We start from the raw sequence: 18,299 nt of genomic DNA on the forward strand, positions 1-18,299 counted from the left end.
GCGAAAAGGGTTAGAAATTCAGAGGCTTGTTGAAGCAGCTCCAGTAGTCGGCCAGGTAGCTCTGGTTCGAGCAACCCGCCCCACTCTCGGCCTCTGCCCTGAGCGGACGATCGGTGAACTGCCCCACCCGCTTGGCGCTGGCGTCCTCCGCCGGACCCGCGGCGGTAGCCGGCAGCAGGTTAGGATCGCTGACGTCCATGCCCAGAGCGTAGGCGCGCAGGAACGGGTTTTCGAGGAACGGGTTTTCCAGCGTGGTGGTGCGGTAGACCGCATCCCCGGGGGTATCCGGATCGCGCCCCTTCTGCAGTTCGCGCAAGTCGGAGAGCGCTGCCAGTTGCCCCAGGTCGCCCGGCGTGACCGGCAGCGGCAGGATGCTCAGCAGGTTGCCCTGGTAGTTGAGCTGGTAGTTGCCGCTGGTGAGGGCAAGCCCACCCTGGTTGATGTCGTACTGGCCTACGGCTTCGCCGCCCACCCGACCGAGCCCGCCGGCGAGCACCTGACCGGCGCTATCGCCATTCTTCAGGCCGGAAACCTGATAGGTCAGCGCCGGGTCGGCGGTGCCGACCTGCTTGCTCTTGGCATCGGCGAATACGTTGAGCAGCGCCTTGGTGATGGTCAGGTCATTACCCTGGTAGGCCAGGTCATAGTTGCCACTGGTCAGCACCAGGCCGCCCTGGTTGATGCCATACACACCCACGTTCTCGCCTGCGTCGCGGTTCAGCCCGCCGGTCAGGATCGAGCCGGCGCTGTCACCGTTCTTCAGGCCGCTGACCTGGTAGGTCAGGCTCGGGTCGGCGTCGCCATAGACCTTGGTCTTGCCGTCGGCGATCACATTCAGCAGCGCCTTGGTAATGGTCAGGTTATTGCCCTGGTAGCTCAGATCGTAGTTGCCGCTGTTCAATGCCAGGCCGCCCTGGTTGATGCCGAACACGCCGACATTCTCGCCAGTCACGCGGCTCAGGCTGCCGCCGTTGAGCACGGCACCGGCGGTATCGCCGTTCTTCAGCCCGGACACCTGGTAGGTCAGTGCCGGATCGGCATCGCCATAGACCTTGGTCTTGGCATCGGCGATCACATTGAGCAGCGCCTTGGTGATGGTCAGGTTATTGCCCTGGTAGCTCAGGTCGTAGTTCCCGCTGTCCAGACCCAGGCCGCCCTGGTTGATGCCATACACACCCACGTTCTCGCCTGCGACGCGGTTCAGCCCACCGGTCAGGATCGAACCAGCGCTGTCACCGTTCTTCAGGCCGCTGACCTGGTAGGTCAGGCTCGGGTCGGCGTCGCCATAGACCTTGGTCTTGCCGTCGGCGATCACATTCAGCAGCGCCTTGGTAATGGTCAGGTTATTGCCCTGGTAGCTCAGATCGTAGTTGCCGCTGTTCAATGCCAGGCCGCCCTGGTTGATGCCGTACACGCCGACATTCTCGCCAGCCACGCGGCTCAGGCTGCCGCCGTTGAGCACGGCACCGGCGGTATCGCCGTTCTTCAGCCCGGACACCTGGTAGGTCAGTGCCGGATCGGCATCGCCATAGACCTTGGTCTTGGCATCGGCGATCACATTGAGCAGCGCCTTGGTGATGGTCAGGTTATTGCCCTGGTAGCTCAGGTCGTAGTTCGCGCTGACCAGACCCAGGCCGCCCTGGTTGATGCCATACACACCCACGTTCTCGCCAGCCACGCGACTCAGGCTGCCACCGTTAAGCACCGCGCCAGCGGTATCGCCGTTCTTCAGGCCACTGACTTGGTAGGTCAGGCTCGGATCGGCATCGCCATAGACCTTGGTCTTGGCATCGGCGATCACATTCAGCAGTGCCTTGGTGATGGTCAGGTTATTGCCCTGGTAGTTCAGGGTGTAATTGCTGCTGACCAGGCCCAGTCCACCCTGGTTGATGCCGTACACGCCGACGTTCTCGCCAGCCACGCGGCTCAGGCTGCCGCCGTTGAGGACCGCACCGGCGGTATCGCCGCGCTTGAGACCGGAGACCTGATAGGTCAGCGCCGGATCGAGGTCGCCATAGACCTTGGTCTTGGCATCGGCGATCACGTTCAGTTGCGCCGGAGTGATGCGCAGGTCGTTGCCGACGTAGCTGAGGGTGTAATTGGCCGTGTTGAGGCCCAGCCCGCCCTGAAGTATCCCGTAGTTGCCGACGTTCTCCCCGGCCACCCGGCCGAGGTTGCCGCTCAGCACGCCGGCGGCGGTATCGCTGTTCTTCAGGCCACTGACCTGGTAGGTGAGGGTCGGATCGGCGTCGCCATAGACCTTGGTCTTGGCGTCGGCGCTGACGATCAATTGCGCCGGCGTGACGGTCAGCTTGCCGTCCTGGCGCACCAGTTGGTAACGCTGGCTGAAATACTCGCTGCCATTGGCGTTACCGGTGATCGCGTACTGCCCGACGTTCGACGCCTGGGTCGCCGTGGTGCTGGCGGTCGCCTGGTAGAGGTCGTTGAACTGGCTGTTGACGTAGGCGTCGATGGCGTTGATGCCGGACATCGTGGCCGTCAGAGTCGGATTCACATCACCGTAGACGCGGGTAGCGTCATTGGCGGTCAGGGTGGCGGTCTGCTGGCGGGAAAGGATGTCGCCGGCAGTGGTGGTGGTCTTGAACATCTCCACCTGGGCGCGCTCGGCGAAGCTGTTGAACGCTCCCTCGCGCATGAACAGGTCCAGGCGGGTATCGACGCGGCTGGTCTTGCCGCCGAGGCCGAAGATCAGTTCCTCGGTCAGGCCGGTGCCGACGTCGTACTGCAGTTCGTCGGTCACGCCGATCACGCCGCCGAAGCCCTTGACGCCCCAACTGGTGCCCCAGTTTCCGGTCCAGGTGGTGACGCTGCCGTTGCCGGCGGCGACGGTGAACCCGCTGGGCGCACCGCCGTTCGGGGTGGCGGTGACGTTGCTGCCGTTGACCTGGTAGCGCAGGTTGGTCACCAGGTAGTCCGACGAGTCGTTGGTCGGGAAACTGGCGGAACCGCTGACCCGCCGATAGGGCAGCGCGGTGAACACCAGGCGGTCGAACTCGCTGTTGCCGTCGGCGGTCAGCGTGTAGTTGCCGGTGGTGCCGACGCTGTTGGCCTCGAGAATCCGCGTGCCGACGCTGGAGACGATGTTCTGCGCCGTGCCGGTCATGCTCTGGTTGATGAACGGATCGAACACCGTGCCGCTCGTGGTCACGCCGGTGGCGTTGCTCTGCCGGTACTTGAGCGTACCGTTGAAGGTCTGCAGCGCCAGGTTGCCGGCGTAGTTGTCCCAGGAAGCCAGGTCGATGCTACCGGCGCGGCCGGCGAGGTTGGCGGCGATCAGCGCGGTACCGGCCTGCTGGCTGATCTTGCCGGCGGTGCTGGTCTGCATCCACAGGGTGCCGCTACCCAGGTCGACGATGCCGCTGGTCTGCGGCGTGCCGCCGCTGAGGAAGTTGATGTTGCCGCCGGCGCGGATTGCCAGGCTGCCGTTGCGGAACAGGATCGGCGCAGAGATATCCACCGCACCGGCAGGTCCGGTGGCGATCAGTTCCAGGCCGCGACTGGCGCCGCCCAGGTTGCTGGTGATCAGCGGCGCTTCCACCGACAGCCGGTCGCTGGCGCTGAGGGTCACCTTGCCGCCTGCCAGCGCCCCGGTGACCACCGAGGCATTCACCGTCGCATCGCCGCTGGCGCCGTTGGCGCCCCCCACCGAACCTGAGGTGCCGCCGGAGGCGACGATGCGCAGGGTGGTCGGGTCGAGCAGCCAGGTGCCACCGTTGCCGTAGGGTGCGGCGACGCTGACGTAGGCGCTGTCGGCGATGCTCAGGTTGACCTTGCCGGAGGTCTCCACCAGGCCGCCGTTGCCGCCCTGGGCGCCGCCGCGCGCGAGGATCCGCCCGTCCATGCGGGTATTGCCGTCGGACCAGACCACCGCCAGGCCGCCATTGCCCTTGCCGGTAGCCGAGACGTCGATGCTGGCGCCCTTGGCCAGCGTAGCGTTCTTCGCCCGTGGCAGCTCGCCGCGGCCCTGGAAGTCGCCGCCGATGCGCACGCTGCCGCCCTGTGCGGCGCCGCGGGCGTCGATGCTGGCGGTGCTCGCCAGGGCCACCTGCTGCCCGCTGACCAGCACGTCGCCACCGTTCTTCGGACCGCTGACGTCGATCTTGCCGGCGATCTGGATGTCCCCGGACTTGCTTACCAGCGCCACGCTGCCCTCGCGCACCTCGGTGCCGCGGGCAAGGATCACGCCGGACAGGTTGACCGCGTTGTCGACCACCCGGGAAGCCTGCTCGGCGGTGATCAGCACGCTACCGCCGTCGGCCTGGATCGCGCCGCCGTTGCTGACCAGCGCCTGGGCATCCTGCGGCTTGCGGGTAACCGGGTCGGTCACGGCGATCGACACCAGGCCATCGCCGTAGAGGTCGATGGTCGCGGCATTGCCGGCGGCCATCGCCACGGTGCCGAGGCGGGCGTTGATCACGCCGTTATTGGCCACGGACGGCGCGACGAAGGCCGCCAGGCCTTTCTCCGCGACGCTGATGCTGCCGTCGTTGACGATCCGCGCGTCGGGGTTTCCGGGCTGGTCGAAGATCAGCTTGCCCTGGCGGAAGTGTTCGTCGCTGATGTTCGCCGTGGTGGTGATCAGGGAGCCCACGTCGACCTTGGCCGAGCCGCTGAAGACCACGCCGTTGGAGTTGTAGATGATCACCTGGCCGGGCGCGGAGATGCGCCCGGCGATCACGCTTTCCTGGCCTGCGGTGACCCGGTTCAGGGTCGACGAGGTCACACCGGGCTGGTTGAAGCGCACCGCCTCGTCGGCGGAGACGTCGAAGCCCTTCCAGTTGATGATCGCGCGCTGGGTGCTCTGGTCGATCAGCGTGGTCTTGCCCTGCTGGCTGATCTTGATCTCGTTGGGGTTGAACTGGGCACCGGTAGGTGCCGCCATGGCCGCGTTGATGCTGGCGATGGCGAACATGAGGGTGCTGCTGGCGGCAAGGACGAAACGCCCTTCCCTACCAGCTTTCGAAGAGGTGCGCTTGCCGCGCTGGCTATCCGGACGGACCATGAAAATCTCCCTATCTGCGTGGCGCATGTCAGTTTTCCAGCACTGCATTTCGTCAGTTAAATGACGAAAATCTGAGAAGCAATTCACATTGCGCCTTGTGTGCCAAAAAAATGCCTTTCAGATCAAAAATTGTCCACTTGAAAGGGCGACCGTTCGTCGGAGTGACTCAAAAATGACACTACCGAGGTTAAATATGTAATACCGTCAAAAAACCGACAATACTTTCGGGATAATCACTGTCAAGAAAACTGGAAGACCTCCCTGGCACGCGGGTTTGCTAGGCTAGGCAGCCCCCGTCCGCTGCCGCCAAGGAACCTTCCATGAGCCATGCCCTGCGCGCCGTTTTCCTCGACCATGCCTCCCTCGACCTCGGCGACCTGGACATGCGCCCCCTGCGCGCCGCCTTCGACGAGCTGCAACTGCATGCCGCCAGCCAACCGCAGGAAGTCGCCGCGCGGCTGCACGGTGCGCGGGTCGCGATCAGCAACAAGGCGCCGATCGACGCGCAATGCATCGCCGCCTGCCCAGAGCTGGAACTGATCCTGGTCAGCGCTACCGGCACCAACAACATCGATCTCGCTGCCGCTCGCGAGCGCGGTATCGTCGTCGCCAACTGCCATGGCTACGGCACGCCCTCGGTAGCCCAGCACACCCTCGCGCTGCTACTGGCCCTGGCTACGCGCCTGCCGGACTACCAGCAGGCGGTACGCAGCGGCCGCTGGCAGCAATCCAGCCAGTTCTGCCTGCTGGACTTCCCCATCGTCGAACTGGAAGGCAAGACCCTCGGCCTGCTCGGCCATGGCGAACTGGGCGGGGCGGTGGCGCGGCTGGCGGAGGCGTTCGGCATGCGCGTGCTGCTCGGTCAGTTGCCAGGACGGCCCGCCCGGGCGGACCGCCTGCCGCTTGGCGAACTCCTGCCACGGGTCGACGCCCTGACCCTGCACTGCCCGCTGACCGAGGACACCCGCGGGATGCTCGGCGCCGCCGAACTGGCGCTGATGAAGCCTGGCGCCTTCCTGGTCAATACCGCCCGTGGCGGCCTGGTCGACGAACAGGCGCTGGCCGACGCCCTGCGCGGCGGCCACCTGGGCGGCGCCGCCACCGACGTGCTCAGCGTCGAGCCGCCGAGAAACGGCAATCCGCTGCTGGCCCCCGACATCCCGCGCCTGATCGTCACCCCCCATAACGCCTGGGGCAGTCGCGAAGCGCGGCAGCGCATCGTCGGCCAACTGGCGGAAAACGCAGAGGCATGGAAGGCCGGGCGCGCCCTGCGGGTTGTCAACGCCGGCTGAGACGGCGCTGCGGGCACCGCGCACGGATGAACGGCGATCCTCGCCGACAATCCATGCGGGTATGCCAGGCCCAAGCCTGTTAAGATTTCCCATTTTTTCCGGAGCCCGCATGGACCCTCGCAGTGAAGTGCTGCTGCGCCAGCGCCACCTCTTCGCGACCCCGCTGCTGCTGGCCGGCCTGCCCGCCGACGACCTGCTCGCCGAGCTACCGCAGGCCCAGGGCTGGAGCTGGCACGCCGGCGAGCAGGCGCAGCTGGACGCCCGCTTCCCCGGCCGTAGCCGTTTCGACACGCGCGCGCCGATCGGCGCCTGGACTTCGGCCGTTCTGTTCCTGCCCAAGTCCCGCGAACTGACCGACTACCTGCTGGCCAGCCTGGCCGCCCGCCTGCCCGGCGGCGAACTCTTCCTGGTCGGCGAAAAGCGCGGCGGGATCGAGCGCGCGAGCAAGCAGTTGGCCGCCTACGGCAAGCCCCGCAAACTGGATAGCGCGCGGCATTGCCAGCTCTGGCAGGTGCGTATCGAACAGGCGCCGGCCGAGCCCGACCTGCACGCCCTGGCCCAGCGCTACAGCCTGCCGCTGGCCGATGGCGAGCTGCAGGTGGTGAGCCTGCCGGGGGTGTTCAGCCATGGCCGCCTGGATCGCGGCAGCGCGCTGCTGCTGGGGCAACTGCAAGCCCTGCCCGGCGGCCATCTGCTGGACTTCGGCTGCGGTGCCGGCGTACTCGGGGCGGCTCTCAAGCGTCGCTACCCCGCCAGTCGCCTGACTCTGCTCGACGTCGACGCCTTCGCTGTCGAGAGCAGCCGACTGACCCTCGCCGCCAACGGCCTGGACGGCGAAGTGATCGCCGCCGACGGCATCGACGGCGCGCCGCGCGAACTCGCCGCGATCGTCAGCAACCCGCCCTTCCACCAGGGCGTGCACACCGACTACCAGGCCTCCGAGCGCCTGCTGCAACGCGCCGCCGAGCACCTGGCGCCGGGCGGCGAACTGCGCCTGGTCGCCAACAGCTTCCTGAAGTACCCGCCGTTGATCGAACGCCACCTCGGCCCCTGCCGGACACTCGCCGAAGGCGACGGTTTCCGCATCTACTCCGCCCGTCGCTCCTGATTTCTGCCTGGAACCCTGTGAATGAAGCTTTTCCTCTCCCTGCCCGCACGCCCGCAGCCAGACCCTTCCGTGGCCACCCGCCGGGAGGCCGCCGATGACTGACCTGAACGCCAGCCAGGGCCAGCAATTGCGGCGGGTGCTCAAGCCGCGCCACCTGAACATGATCGCCATCGGCGGCTCCATCGGCACCGGGCTGTTCGTCGCCTCCGGGGCCACCGTGGCCACCGCCGGGCCCGGCGGTGCGCTGCTTTCCTACGCCCTGATCGGGCTGATGGTGTACTTCCTCATGACCAGTCTCGGCGAGATGGCCGCCTACATGCCCGTTTCCGGCTCGTTCTGCACCTATGGCAGCCGGTTCGTCGAAGATGGCTTCGGTTTCGCCCTCGGCTGGAACTACTGGTACAACTGGGCGGTGACCATCGCCGCGGAGCTGGTGGCAGCGCAACTGGTGATGAGTTTCTGGTTCCCCGAGGTGCCGGGCATCTACTGGAGCGCGATCTTCCTGGGCATCATGTTCGGCCTCAACGTGATTTCCGCGCGCGGCTTCGGCGAGAGCGAATTCTGGTTCGCCCTGATCAAGGTAGTCACGGTGGTGATCTTCATCGGCGTCGGCCTGGCGACCATCTTCGGCATCATGCATGGCGTGGAGTCGCCCGGCTTCAGCAACTTCACCATGGGCGACGCGCCCTTCGTCGGCGGCTTCCAGGCGATGGTCGGGGTGGCGATGATCGCCGGCTTCTCGTTCCAGGGCACCGAACTGATCGGCATCGCCGCCGGTGAGTCGGAAAATCCGCGGAAGAACATCCCGATCGCCATTCGCCAGGTGTTCTGGCGCATCCTGATGTTCTACATCCTGGCGATCTTCGTGATCGGCATGCTGATTCCCTACACCGACCCGAACCTGCTGAAGAACGATGCCAGCGACATCAGCGTATCGCCCTTCACCCTGCTCTTCGAGCGCGCCGGCTTCGCCGCGGCGGCCGGGGTGATGAACGCGGTGATCCTCTCGGCGATCCTCTCCGCCGGCAACTCCGGCATGTACGCCTCGACCCGGATGCTCTACAACCTCGCCCTCGAGGGCAAGGCACCGCGCCTGTTCTCCCGTGTCTCGCGCAGCGGCGTGCCACGCAATGCGCTGTACGCCACTACCCTGGTCGGCGCCCTGTGCTTCCTCACTTCAGCCTTCGGCGACAGCACCGTCTACACATGGCTGCTGAACACCTCGGGCATGTGCGGCTTCATCGCCTGGCTGGGCATCGCCATCTCCCACTATCGCTTCCGCAAGGGCTACCTGGCCCAGGGCGGCCGCCTGGAAGACCTGCCCTACCGGGCCAAGCTGTTCCCCTTCGGCCCGCTGTTCGCCTTCGCCCTGTGCATGGTCATCACCCTCGGGCAGAACTACCAGGCGCTGGTGGGCGAACGCATCGACTGGATCGGCCTCCTCGCCACCTACATCAGCCTGCCGCTGTTCCTGGCGATCTGGCTGGGATACCGCTGGAAGAAGCGCGCGCGCTTCGTTCGCTACCACGAAATGGACGTCAGCCCGACCAATACCTGATTCACCCTGCCGCCCAGCGATTCCTCGCGGATCGCTGCGGATGCCGGCACGTTTCCTTGCGATCAGGCTCCCTCGCCGCCCTCCCGGACGAAAGTTTCCGTCCCGGGCTTGCCCAAGCCGCCCGGCTTGGGCAGAATGCGCCCCGTCCTAGGGGAGTAGTCTCCCGCGAGCGCCGCACCGGCCTCGCCCGGCACGCGTCAACACACTTGGTCCGCAGACCATGGCGCGCGCGACCCAAGCCTGCCCAGACAGGCCAAGGGTTTGACAAGACCTATGACACGCACGATCTGACCCGGGGCGGGCAGATGGCGCGTGTCATGGTGATTGGTCGACCCGCCCCTTAGGAAGCCTGATGGAATCGCTGTTCGTCCCCACCCTGATCGTTGCCCTCGCGGAAATCGGCGACAAGACCCAGTTGCTGGCACTCCTGCTCGCGGCGCGTTTCCGCAAGCCGTGGCCGATCATCGCCGGCATCGTTGCCGCCACCCTGGCCAACCATTTCGCTGCCGGCGCGGTGGGCGCCTGGGTCGCCAGCTTCTTCTCGGAAGCTACCCTCAGCTGGATCCTCGCCGCCTCCTTCATCGCCGTCGCCCTGTGGACGCTGGTACCGGACAAGCTCGACGACGAAGAGTCCGGACTGAAGAAATACGGCCCCTTCCTCACCACCCTGATCGCGTTCTTCCTCGCCGAGATGGGCGACAAGACCCAGGTCGCCACGGTCATGCTGGCCGCCCAGTATCCGCATTTCTGGCTGGTGGTGATCGGCACCACCCTGGGCATGCTGATCGCCAACGTACCGGTGGTACTGATCGGCAACCTGGCCGCCGATAAGCTGCCGCTGACCCTGATCCGCCGCCTGGCCGCGGCCGCCTTCGCCGCACTTGGTCTGTACGCCGCCTGGCACGCCGCGCAATTGACCGGCTGGCTCTGAAGGACTGCGCCGCCGGGCCCGGGATGGCTGGGCGGCCAATGCAAAATGCATAGGAACGGCTACAGTTCAGGCAGGCACCGGATGCCTGCCCCACCACTCGCCCACGAGAGCCGGAGATGCCCTCACACGACCTGAAACGACTCGCCCGCCATCACATCGAGCTGTCCTGGAACAAGGGCCGCATGGCGTTGGTGGAGCAGTTGCACAGCAAGGATTTCCTCTACAAAAGCTCGTTCATCGGCCATCCCCTGGATACCGCCGGCTATATCCGCCTGCTGCAGGACATCCGCACGGCGATGCCGGACCTGGAGGTCGTGGTCGAAGACTGCATCGGCGAGGAACGCAAGGTGTTCACCTGGAGCACGCTGATCGGCACCATCGTCCGGCCGACCCTGGGCTATCCGGCCAGCGACAAGGTGCTGAGCATTTCCGCGATGGGCTTCTGGGTGTTCAACCCGCAGGGCCAGTTGCAGGAGCTGTGCACCATGTTCGACATGGAGAGCTTTCGCGCCCAGCTGGGACTGCAGACCCGACCCTTCGCGGAAAAAGCGCTGCCCTAGCCAACCGTCCTAGGCATTGAAATAGCCGTTGTCGCGGAACCAGTCGATGGCGCGCAGCAGGGTGTCGTCGAGGGCGGTGGTGGAGAAGAAGCCGAGTTCCTCGCGGGCCTTGCGTCCATCGAGGAACTGCCCGCCAGCCATCACCTCGATGGCGGTTTCGTCGAGCAGCGGCAACTGGCCGCTGACCCGGTAGCGCAAGCGGCCCAGGGTGGCCAGCGCGCGAGCCATGGCCATCGACATCGGCTGCGGCGCAGGCTGGCCGAGCAGCTCGGCGATGCGCCGGGTCAGGTCGGCCATTTCCAGGTTGTGCCCGGTCAGCAGGTAGCGCTCGCCGATACGCCCGCGCTCAAGGGCCATCAGCAGGCCGCGCCCGGCTTCGGCGGCATCGATGACGTTACGCTGGCCGGCGACGTAGTGGGTCATCTCGCCATTGCCGATGGCGGTGATCACGCGTCCGGTGGTCGGGCCGATGTCCAGTTCGCCGAGTACCATGCCGGGGATCCCGATCACCACCGGCAGGCCGTTGCGCGCCTGCTCCCGGGCCTGCTCGTCGAGCGCCCATTTGCACAGCACGTAGGAACTCTTGCCGCTCGGCAGGCTGTCGTAGAACAACCCCTCGTGCCCCGGTAGTCCCTGGGGATGCCGGGGCATGGCATATGCCGAACCGACGTAGAGGATGCGCGGCACCCTGGCCTGCAGGCAGGCGGCATAGAACGGGTTGGTCTGGCCCAGCGCGCTGGCCACTTCCTCCTGCCAGCGGCGCGGCCGCGAAGGATAGTAGCCGGCGCTGAAGATCACCCCGTCGAGGCCGCGCAGGGCGCGTTCCAGGCCGGCGTGGTCGAGCATCTCGGCGACCCGGCACTCGGGCTCCAGATAGGCGAGACGCTGGATCTGCGAAGAAGGACGGTGGATCAGCACCAGATCGTGACCGGCGGCCCTGATGGCGCGCGCGGCGTGATGTCCCAGCAGGCCGGTGGCTCCGAGTACGGCGTATTTCACATGAGCTCCAGGGCGTGAGAGTGGCTGTTCGTCCACGGGTCCCGCAAGCGGGTCGGCCAGCAGTCTAGGCCGAACGCCGGCGAGATACCAAACAGCAGGTTACGGAAATACACAACAGGCGTTTCCGATGGTAAGCCTGTCGGCGCGCCGGCCGCCCCCCGCGACCGCGCGCCCTGGCCTCACTTGCCGCGCCTGGCCTGCTGGTACAGCGGCATCACCTTGGGAATCGCGGCCTGGAGATTGGCCATCCGCGAACTGTCGGAGGGGTGGGTGCTGGTGAACTCGGGCTGGCTGGCACCGCCGCTGGCCTTGCCCATCTTCTGCCAGAGGGTGATCGCCGCTTCCGGGTTGTAGCCGGCGCGGGCGGCCAGCTCGAGACCGATCAGGTCGGCTTCGTTCTCGTTGGCACGACTGTTGGGCAGGGTCATCAGGTAGTCGACGCCGGTATTGGCCAGTTGCAGGCTTTCCTGGCCGAGGCCGGCCAGGGCGCCGATCTGGCTGGCGACCTGCACGCCGTAGGCCTTGGACATGGCCTCGCGCCCATGCTCGCGCAGGGCGTGAGCGATCTCGTGGCCCATCACCGCGGCGATCTCGTCGTCGGTGAGCTTCAGCTTGTCGATCAGCCCGGTGTAGAAAATGATCTTGCCGCCGGGACCGCAGTTGGCGTTGAGTTCGTCGCTCTTCACCACGTTGACTTCCCAGTTCCAGCTGGTGGCGTCCGGGCGGAAGGCGGCGGTCTGCGGGATCAGCCGCTGGGCGATCGCCTTGACTCGCCGCGCGTCGGCACTGCTGGTATCGAGCACGCCGGCGCTTTTCGCCTCGCCGAGAGTCTTCTGGTACGACTGGGCGTACATCTGGTCGACTTCCTGGCTGGACAACATGCTGAACATGTATTGCTTGCGGTCGACGCCGACGGCGCCGCCGCTGGTGGTGTTCACTGCCTGGCAACCGGCGAGCAGCAGCGCGCCGGCGAGGGTGGCGAATCGGAAGGGATGAGCCATGGTCCTTTGTTCTCCTCTGAAGGCCGAGCGCATGGTAGGCCGCGCCTCGAGCGCCGGCAACAGCCGTTGGCGAGGAAATCTCCATCGGCCGATTAAGGATTTGCCGCCCTCTTGCCGATAACCTCGCCAGAGACAATTCCAACAAGGGTCGGAAGTCCCATCATGAAGCTCAAGTCGATCCAGTTTTCTGTCGCCGCCCTCGCCGGCGCCAGCGTTCTAAGCGTCGTCGTGGTGTTGGTGCTGTATGCCCTGTTCGCCGGCGCGCGAACCCAGGAACTGGTGCAGCAACGCACCCAGGGCCTGCTGGAGAAGGTCATCAACGAGCGCCTGGTGGCCCTGGCCCGCGCCCAGGTCAGCCAGATCCAGCGCGAGCTGGAGTATCCGCTGACGGTGGTCCACGGCCTGGCCAACAGCACCCGCCTGCTCGGCGAGCCGGGCGCCGACGGCATGCCGCAGCTGAACGCCAGCCGCGACGAAATCTCCGCGCTGCTGCGTAGCACCGTGCAGAACAACCCCAAGCTGCTCGACACCTTCATGGCCTGGGAAGCCAATGCCTTCGATACCGACGCCGCCTTCGCCGGGCAACCCGGCAAGGGCTACGGCCCGGATGGTCGCTACCTGCCCTGGTGGTATCGCGGCGCCGACGGCAAGCCGATCGTCGAGGCCATGACCGACAGTATCGATAGCGAAAAGCTGCTGCCCACCGGGGTGCGCGAGAACGAGTTCTACGCCTGTCCGAAAGAGAACAAGCGTCCCTGCATCATCGACCCGGCCCCCTACGAAATGGGCGGCAAGACCGTGATGATGTCGTCCTTCAACGTGCCGATCATGGTCGGCGACCAGTTCCGCGGCGCAGTCGGCGCCGACCTCTCGCTGGCCTTCATCCAGGACCTGCTCAAGCGCGCCGACCAGCAGCTCTACGATGGCGCCGGGGAAATGGCGCTGATCGCCAGCAACGGCCGCCTGGTGGCCTACACCCGCGACGACAGCAAGCTCGGCGAGCCCGCCGGCAGCGTCCTCGACGGCAACGAAGTGGACAACCTGAAGAACCTCACGATCGACCAGCCGCTCTACGACATCGACGCCGAGCACGGTCACATCGAGCTGTTCCTGCCTTTCACCATCGCCGACAGCGGCGTGCGCTGGACCCTCATGCTGCAGATTCCCCAGGCGGCGGTATTCGGCGAACTGCAGCAACTCCAGGGCGAGCTGAGCGACCAGCGCCAGCAGGATATCCTCGGCATGAGCCTGGCCGGTCTGGTGGTAGCGGCCCTCGGCCTGCTGGTGGTCTGGCTGGTCGGCTACGGCATCGCCCGGCCGCTGCGCCAACTGGTCGGCATGCTCGACGACATCGCCCAGGGCGAAGGCGACCTCACCCGCCGCCTGAGCAGCGAGCGCGCCGACGAGCTGGGCTCCATCGCCAAGGGCTTCAACACCTTCCTCGGCAAGCTGCAGAACATGATCGGCCAGGTGGTGCAATCGGTGCAGAAGGTCAGCGACTCCTCGGAGCACACCGCCGACATCGCCATCCGCACCAACCAGGGCGTGCAGCAGCAACTGGCGGAGATCGAACTGGTGGCCACCGCGGTCCACGAGATGACCGCCACCGCCCAGGACGTGGCGCGCAACGCCACCCACGCCGCCGAGGCAGCCAACCACGCGGACCAGGCCGCGCACCAGGGCAAGCAGATCGTCGAAAGCAGCTCGGCGGCGATCCAGGCCCTGGCCAGCGAGATCGGCCGCGCGGTCGGCGTGGTGCAGAACCTGGCCAAGGACAGCGAAAACATCAACGCGATCCTGGTGGCGATCCGCGGTATCGCCGAGCAGACCAACCTGCTCGCCCTCAACGCCGCCATCGAGGCCGCCCGCGCCGGCGAGCAGGGTCGCGGTTTCGCGGTGGTGGCCGACGAGGTACGCAACCTGGCGCAGAAGACCCAGCAGGCCACCGAAGAAATCCAGAGCATGATCCAGCAGTTGCAGCAGGGCACCCGCGACGTGGTGAAGGTCATGCAGGACAGCCAGGACCGCACCGACGACAGCGTGCGCCATGCGCGCCAGGCGGCCGAAGCGCTGGAGTCGATCACCCAGGCGGTATCGGTGATCAACGACATGAACACCCAGATCGCCAGCGCCGCCGAGGAGCAGAGCGCGGTGGCCGAGGACATCAACCGCAACGTCGCCAACATCGGCCAGGTCGCCAACCAGGTGGCCGGCGGCGCCGACGAGGCCTCGCAGGCCAGCGCCGAGCTGACCCGCCTGGCCGAGCAGCAGCGGCGCCTGGTGAATCAGTTCAGGGTCTAGCGTCAGGCCGGGGTCAGGCACTCCGGCCCGTCGGTTTCAGGCTTGTTGACGAAGCCGGCCAGGGCCACGCTGCGCAGGTTCGGCTGGGGCTTGGCGAGCAGGCTGATCAGCGCCGGCAGCGGCGTGTCCGGAGCCAGCCAGGCATCCTGCTCGGCCTCGTCAAGCAGCAGCGGCCGGCGGAACTCGGCGGCCGCCTGGGATACCTGGGCCACGCTGAGCCAGGTCTGTCCCTGCACCGGATAGGCCTCCCAGATGCCGGCGAAGAACAACAGGCGCTCGCCGGTGGAAACCCAGTACGGACGCTTGCGCACCCCGCGCCATTCATAGAAGCCGTTGGCCGGCAGCAGGCAGCGGCGCTGCTGGAACGCCTCGCGGAACATCGGTTGCTCGGCGAGGGTTTCCGCCCGCGCGTGGCTGGGCGTACGCGACAGGTCGGTGAGCCAGGCCGGGGTCAGCCCCCAGCGCGCCAGGTCGGCGCGGCGCGCACCGGCGTCCTCGCGAACCATCAGCACCTGGTTCGCCGGAGAAATGTTCCAGTGCGCCCGCCAATCCGCCGGAAAGCCCGGCAGGGCCGCCAGCGACGGATTCCAGCGGAACAGGGCGTAACGACCACTCATGCTTGGCACTGCCTGGTGAGGGAAAGCCGCACAGTGTAACCCGAAGCGCCACACTGGCCTTGCCGAACGCAAGCTGAATGAAACCCAATCTTAACTTGACGCGCCTATCCTCCAGGCTTATGGTGCCGCCCGCATTCTGTAACCCACACAGGAGTCCTGCATTGGACAACAGCCCTAGTCGATTGCGACAGGTCCATCCGGCGAGCTAGTCCAGCAGAACCCTCTGCCACTGCCTCGCCGAACATGGCGGACAGTGGCGATCCGCATCCCGTCCGGGATGACGCATCCCCATTTTCCCTTCGTGTCCCTTCCCTCGCGCCAACCGCGCAGCGGGAAGCCGCGGTCCTGCGCAATCCATCGTCCTTTATCCGCGCGGACCGACGGCCCGCGCCAGCTCCGGCCGTCGGCCGGCAACGAGGTGAAACATGGATTGGAAAGTATTTCTCCTGCGCGTCGCGGTCGCGCTGGTCCTGGGCGCCCTGATCGGCGCCGAACGCCAGCTGCGCCAACGCCTCACCGGCCTGCGCACCAATGCGCTGGTCAGCACTGGCGCCTGCCTGTTCGTGCTGATGACCCAGGGCGTGCCCGGCCTGGCCGGCGACGCTTCGCGGATCGCCGCCTATGTGGTCTCCGGGATCGGCTTCCTCGGCGGCGGCGTGATCATGCGCGACGGCCTCAACGTGCGCGGCCTGAACACCGCAGCCACCCTCTGGTGCACCGCCGCCATCGGCGTCCTGTGCAGCATGGGCCTGCTGCTGGAGGCCACGCTCGGCAGCCTGGTGGTGCTCTGCGCCAACATCCTGTTGCGCGACATCGCCCAACGCCTGAACCGCCAGGACGTGTTGCCGGCCAGCGAGGCCGAGCAACGCTACGAAGTGCAGATCGTCTGCCGCGCCGAGGACGAGATCCAGGTTCGCAGCCTGATGCTGCACAGCCTCGGCAGCAGCGACCTGCGCCTGCAATCGCTGCACAGCGAGGATCTGGACAACCCGGCCAAGCTGGAAGTCCGCGCCGAACTGCTCGGCACTCCCGAGGCTCCGGCGCAGCTGGAACGCCTGGTCAGCCGGGTCAGCCTGGAGAAGGGCGTCAGCTCGGTGCGCTGGCAGGTCTTCGAACTGGCGGCCGACTGAGCGGCGGCCGCCTCAACACAACAGGCTGCCGGGGCCGCAGGGCTCCGGCGGCTCCTCGGCCAGCGGGGCGGCGGCGTTGTAGGCGAGGATCAGTTCCCGCGCCCGCTCCGTCTGCTCGTCCGCCACCAACAACGCCAGCAGTCCGCCAGGCGGCAGTTCGCCGATGGCGCCGACCAGGTGGCGGCCGCTGACATGGGCGGCGATCCCTTCGCTGGCGAGCATTCCCACCAGCATCTCGGCCTCCAGCAGGTCGGCCGGCTCATATACGCGCTGCATCAGTCATCCTCCCGGCGGACGTTCAGTGACCAGTCCTGCCCATCGGTGCGCAGGTCGAACAGGATCGGCCGGCAGCACACCGGGCAGTCCTCGTAGTACTGCTGGTCGCCGGCGCTCAGGTCGAGCAGCGCCTCGGCCGGTTCCCCGCAGTAAGGGCAGCTATAGGCCTGGCTTTCGAGCATCGCTGCACCCCCTATGAGTTCCGTTTATAATCGCGCGGTTCAATTTTCGGCCACCCCCTTGGGCGGCCTTCGCAGCATCCATATGGAACCAGAAAGCATGATGGGCGAGTTCGAAGCCATCCGACCCTACAGTGACGCCGAAGTCCCCGCGGTATTGCAACGCCTCCTGAGCGACGACGCCTTCCTCGGCGCCCTGGTCCGCTACCGCTTCCCGCGCCTGGCCGGTCCCCTCGGTTGGCTGCTCAAACCTCTTATAGCCCATCGCCTGGCCCGCGAGGTCACCGGCATCCGCAGCGTCGCCACGCTACAGGACAAGTTCGAGCCCTACGTCGACCACACCATCGAGAAGGCCACCGATGGCGTCACCTACTCCGGGGTCAATCGCCTCAAGCCAGGCTGCGCCTACCTGTTCATCGCCAACCACCGCGATATCGTGATGGACCCGGCCTTCGTCAACTACGCCGTGTACCACGCCGGCCTGCCGACCCCGCGCATCGCCATCGGCGACAACCTGCTGCAGAAATCCTTCGTCAGCGACCTGATGCGCCTGAACAAAAGCTTCATCGTGCACCGTTCGCTGAGCGGCCGGCGCGAGAAGCTCGCCGCCTACCAGACGCTCTCCGCCTACATCAACCACTCGATCCGCGAGGACCGCCAGTCGGTGTGGATCGCCCAGGCCGAAGGGCGGGCCAAGGACGGCGACGACCGTACCGACTCGGCGATCCTCAAGATGTTCCACATGAGCCGCAAGGACGAACCCTTCGCCGAAATGGTGCGCGCCCTGCATTTCATCCCGGTGTCGATCAGCTACGAATACGACCCCTGCGACCTGGCCAAGGCCCGCGAGTTGCACACCCGCGCCAGCACCGGCGAATACCGCAAGGCGCCGGGCGAGGACGATGCCAGCATCGCCCTGGGCATCACCGGCTACAAGGGCCGCGTGCACATCAACTTCGGCGCCGAACTGGAGGGCGAGTTCAGCGACGCCAAGCAGTTGGCCGCCGAACTGGACCGGCAGATCCTCGGCAACTACCGTCTGTTCCCGGTGCACTACCTGGCCTACGAGATGAGCGAGAACCGCGACCCGGGCCTCGCCGTCCCCACGGCCGAGAGCCTGTTCGGCAGCGAAGAACTGGAGAAGGCGCGCAAGGAATGGAACCGCCGCCTGGAGCAATGCCCGGCCGAGCAGCGCCCCTGGCTGGTGCTGCAATACGCCAACCCGGTACTCAACCAATACCGGATCAAGCAGCAATCCTGAAGACGAAAGCCCGGCGCCGCCGGGCTTCTCCATCGGGCAACGGCTTCGAACCCGCAGACGGTT

At 66.5% G+C, this 18,299-nt stretch carries 14 protein-coding genes and 1 riboswitch; of the genes, 8 read left to right on the plus strand and 6 right to left on the minus strand.

Annotated features, from left to right (window positions below; translation table 11 throughout):
• Window positions 1-10: 10 nt before the first annotated feature.
• Window positions 11-5,023, minus strand: coding sequence for an MBG domain-containing protein (locus LT948_RS17905; RefSeq protein ID WP_232197108.1), 5,013 nt, complete (start codon window positions 5,021-5,023; stop codon window positions 11-13).
• Between the two features lie 320 nt (window positions 5,024-5,343).
• Here LT948_RS17905 and LT948_RS17910 point away from each other — a divergent pair, with 320 nt between their 5' ends.
• From LT948_RS17910 to LT948_RS17930, 5 genes are all read left to right on the plus strand, one after another.
• On the plus strand, window positions 5,344-6,315 hold the full coding sequence (locus LT948_RS17910; protein WP_003094919.1) for a 2-hydroxyacid dehydrogenase: 972 nt from the start codon (window positions 5,344-5,346) through the stop codon (window positions 6,313-6,315).
• 109 nt (window positions 6,316-6,424) lie between these two features.
• Window positions 6,425-7,423: a class I SAM-dependent methyltransferase gene (locus tag LT948_RS17915; RefSeq protein ID WP_022580123.1), complete on the plus strand. Its 999-nt coding sequence runs from the start codon at window positions 6,425-6,427 to the stop codon at window positions 7,421-7,423.
• Window positions 7,424-7,517: 94 nt separating this feature from the next.
• The gene (locus LT948_RS17920) at window positions 7,518-8,981 is read left to right on the plus strand and encodes an amino acid permease (protein ID WP_003094922.1); all 1,464 of its coding nucleotides are present in this window, start codon (window positions 7,518-7,520) and stop codon (window positions 8,979-8,981) included.
• A 138-nt stretch (window positions 8,982-9,119) separates the two neighbouring features.
• Window positions 9,120-9,244: riboswitch (yybP-ykoY riboswitch) on the plus strand.
• A gap of 89 nt (window positions 9,245-9,333) precedes the next feature.
• Complete coding sequence (locus LT948_RS17925; protein WP_003094926.1) at window positions 9,334-9,912, plus strand: TMEM165/GDT1 family protein; 579 nt, start codon at window positions 9,334-9,336, stop codon at window positions 9,910-9,912.
• Window positions 9,913-10,028: 116 nt separating this feature from the next.
• The gene (locus LT948_RS17930; RefSeq protein WP_003094928.1) at window positions 10,029-10,472 is read left to right on the plus strand and encodes a nuclear transport factor 2 family protein; all 444 of its coding nucleotides are present in this window, start codon (window positions 10,029-10,031) and stop codon (window positions 10,470-10,472) included.
• A 9-nt stretch (window positions 10,473-10,481) separates the two neighbouring features.
• On the opposite strand, the gene LT948_RS17935 is transcribed toward LT948_RS17930, so the two are convergent.
• Both LT948_RS17935 and LT948_RS17940 read right to left on the minus strand, forming a co-directional pair.
• Window positions 10,482-11,507, minus strand: coding sequence for an NAD-dependent epimerase/dehydratase family protein (locus LT948_RS17935; protein ID WP_003121034.1), 1,026 nt, complete (start codon window positions 11,505-11,507; stop codon window positions 10,482-10,484).
• 143 nt (window positions 11,508-11,650) lie between these two features.
• Window positions 11,651-12,472, minus strand: a complete 822-nt coding sequence (locus LT948_RS17940) for a M48 family metallopeptidase (RefSeq protein ID WP_003094932.1) — start codon at window positions 12,470-12,472, stop codon at window positions 11,651-11,653.
• A gap of 162 nt (window positions 12,473-12,634) precedes the next feature.
• Here LT948_RS17940 and LT948_RS17945 point away from each other — a divergent pair, with 162 nt between their 5' ends.
• Window positions 12,635-14,773, plus strand: coding sequence for a methyl-accepting chemotaxis protein (locus LT948_RS17945; protein WP_003135079.1), 2,139 nt, complete (start codon window positions 12,635-12,637; stop codon window positions 14,771-14,773).
• Between the two features lie 2 nt (window positions 14,774-14,775).
• On the opposite strand, the gene LT948_RS17950 is transcribed toward LT948_RS17945, so the two are convergent.
• The gene (locus LT948_RS17950) at window positions 14,776-15,390 is read right to left on the minus strand and encodes an SOS response-associated peptidase (protein ID WP_003141612.1); all 615 of its coding nucleotides are present in this window, start codon (window positions 15,388-15,390) and stop codon (window positions 14,776-14,778) included.
• A 425-nt stretch (window positions 15,391-15,815) separates the two neighbouring features.
• On the opposite strand from LT948_RS17950, the gene LT948_RS17955 reads away from it, so the two are divergent.
• The gene (locus LT948_RS17955) at window positions 15,816-16,520 is read left to right on the plus strand and encodes an MgtC/SapB family protein (protein WP_003094941.1); all 705 of its coding nucleotides are present in this window, start codon (window positions 15,816-15,818) and stop codon (window positions 16,518-16,520) included.
• A gap of 12 nt (window positions 16,521-16,532) precedes the next feature.
• Here the strand turns inward: LT948_RS17955 and LT948_RS17960 are convergent, their stop codons facing one another.
• Both LT948_RS17960 and LT948_RS17965 read right to left on the minus strand, forming a co-directional pair.
• On the minus strand, window positions 16,533-16,796 hold the full coding sequence (locus LT948_RS17960; RefSeq protein WP_003094943.1) for a putative signal transducing protein: 264 nt from the start codon (window positions 16,794-16,796) through the stop codon (window positions 16,533-16,535).
• Window positions 16,796-16,978 (minus strand): CPXCG motif-containing cysteine-rich protein, encoded by a 183-nt coding sequence (locus LT948_RS17965; protein ID WP_003094945.1) that lies wholly within the window; start codon window positions 16,976-16,978, stop codon window positions 16,796-16,798. Before LT948_RS17965 ends, LT948_RS17960 begins: the two co-directional genes overlap by 1 nt.
• 97 nt (window positions 16,979-17,075) lie before the next feature.
• Here LT948_RS17965 and LT948_RS17970 point away from each other — a divergent pair, with 97 nt between their 5' ends.
• Window positions 17,076-18,236, plus strand: a complete 1,161-nt coding sequence (locus LT948_RS17970) for a 1-acyl-sn-glycerol-3-phosphate acyltransferase (protein WP_003099351.1) — start codon at window positions 17,076-17,078, stop codon at window positions 18,234-18,236.
• The last annotated feature ends 63 nt before the right edge of the window (window positions 18,237-18,299 follow it).

This window comes from Pseudomonas sp. CP-1 (assembly GCF_021213715.1).
Classification (GTDB): Bacteria; Pseudomonadota; Gammaproteobacteria; order Pseudomonadales; family Pseudomonadaceae; genus Pseudomonas; species Pseudomonas aeruginosa.

Bases quoted from the DNA above. Each gene is read 5' to 3' on its own strand.
- LT948_RS17950 (WP_003141612.1), bottom strand. From the start codon at position 15,390: ATGAGTGGTCGTTACGCCCTGTTCCGCTGGAATCCGTCGCTGGCGGCC.
- LT948_RS17945 (WP_003135079.1), top strand. From the start codon at position 12,635: ATGAAGCTCAAGTCGATCCAGTTTTCTGTCGCCGCCCTCGCCGGCGCC.
- LT948_RS17905 (WP_232197108.1), bottom strand. From the start codon at position 5,023: ATGGTCCGTCCGGATAGCCAGCGCGGCAAGCGCACCTCTTCGAAAGCT.
- LT948_RS17955 (WP_003094941.1), top strand. From the start codon at position 15,816: ATGGATTGGAAAGTATTTCTCCTGCGCGTCGCGGTCGCGCTGGTCCTG.
- LT948_RS17910 (WP_003094919.1), top strand. From the start codon at position 5,344: ATGAGCCATGCCCTGCGCGCCGTTTTCCTCGACCATGCCTCCCTCGAC.
- LT948_RS17940 (WP_003094932.1), bottom strand. From the start codon at position 12,472: ATGGCTCATCCCTTCCGATTCGCCACCCTCGCCGGCGCGCTGCTGCTC.
- LT948_RS17965 (WP_003094945.1), bottom strand. From the start codon at position 16,978: ATGCTCGAAAGCCAGGCCTATAGCTGCCCTTACTGCGGGGAACCGGCC.
- LT948_RS17930 (WP_003094928.1), top strand. From the start codon at position 10,029: ATGCCCTCACACGACCTGAAACGACTCGCCCGCCATCACATCGAGCTG.
- LT948_RS17970 (WP_003099351.1), top strand. From the start codon at position 17,076: ATGATGGGCGAGTTCGAAGCCATCCGACCCTACAGTGACGCCGAAGTC.
- LT948_RS17920 (WP_003094922.1), top strand. From the start codon at position 7,518: ATGACTGACCTGAACGCCAGCCAGGGCCAGCAATTGCGGCGGGTGCTC.
- LT948_RS17915 (WP_022580123.1), top strand. From the start codon at position 6,425: ATGGACCCTCGCAGTGAAGTGCTGCTGCGCCAGCGCCACCTCTTCGCG.
- LT948_RS17925 (WP_003094926.1), top strand. From the start codon at position 9,334: ATGGAATCGCTGTTCGTCCCCACCCTGATCGTTGCCCTCGCGGAAATC.
- LT948_RS17960 (WP_003094943.1), bottom strand. From the start codon at position 16,796: ATGCAGCGCGTATATGAGCCGGCCGACCTGCTGGAGGCCGAGATGCTG.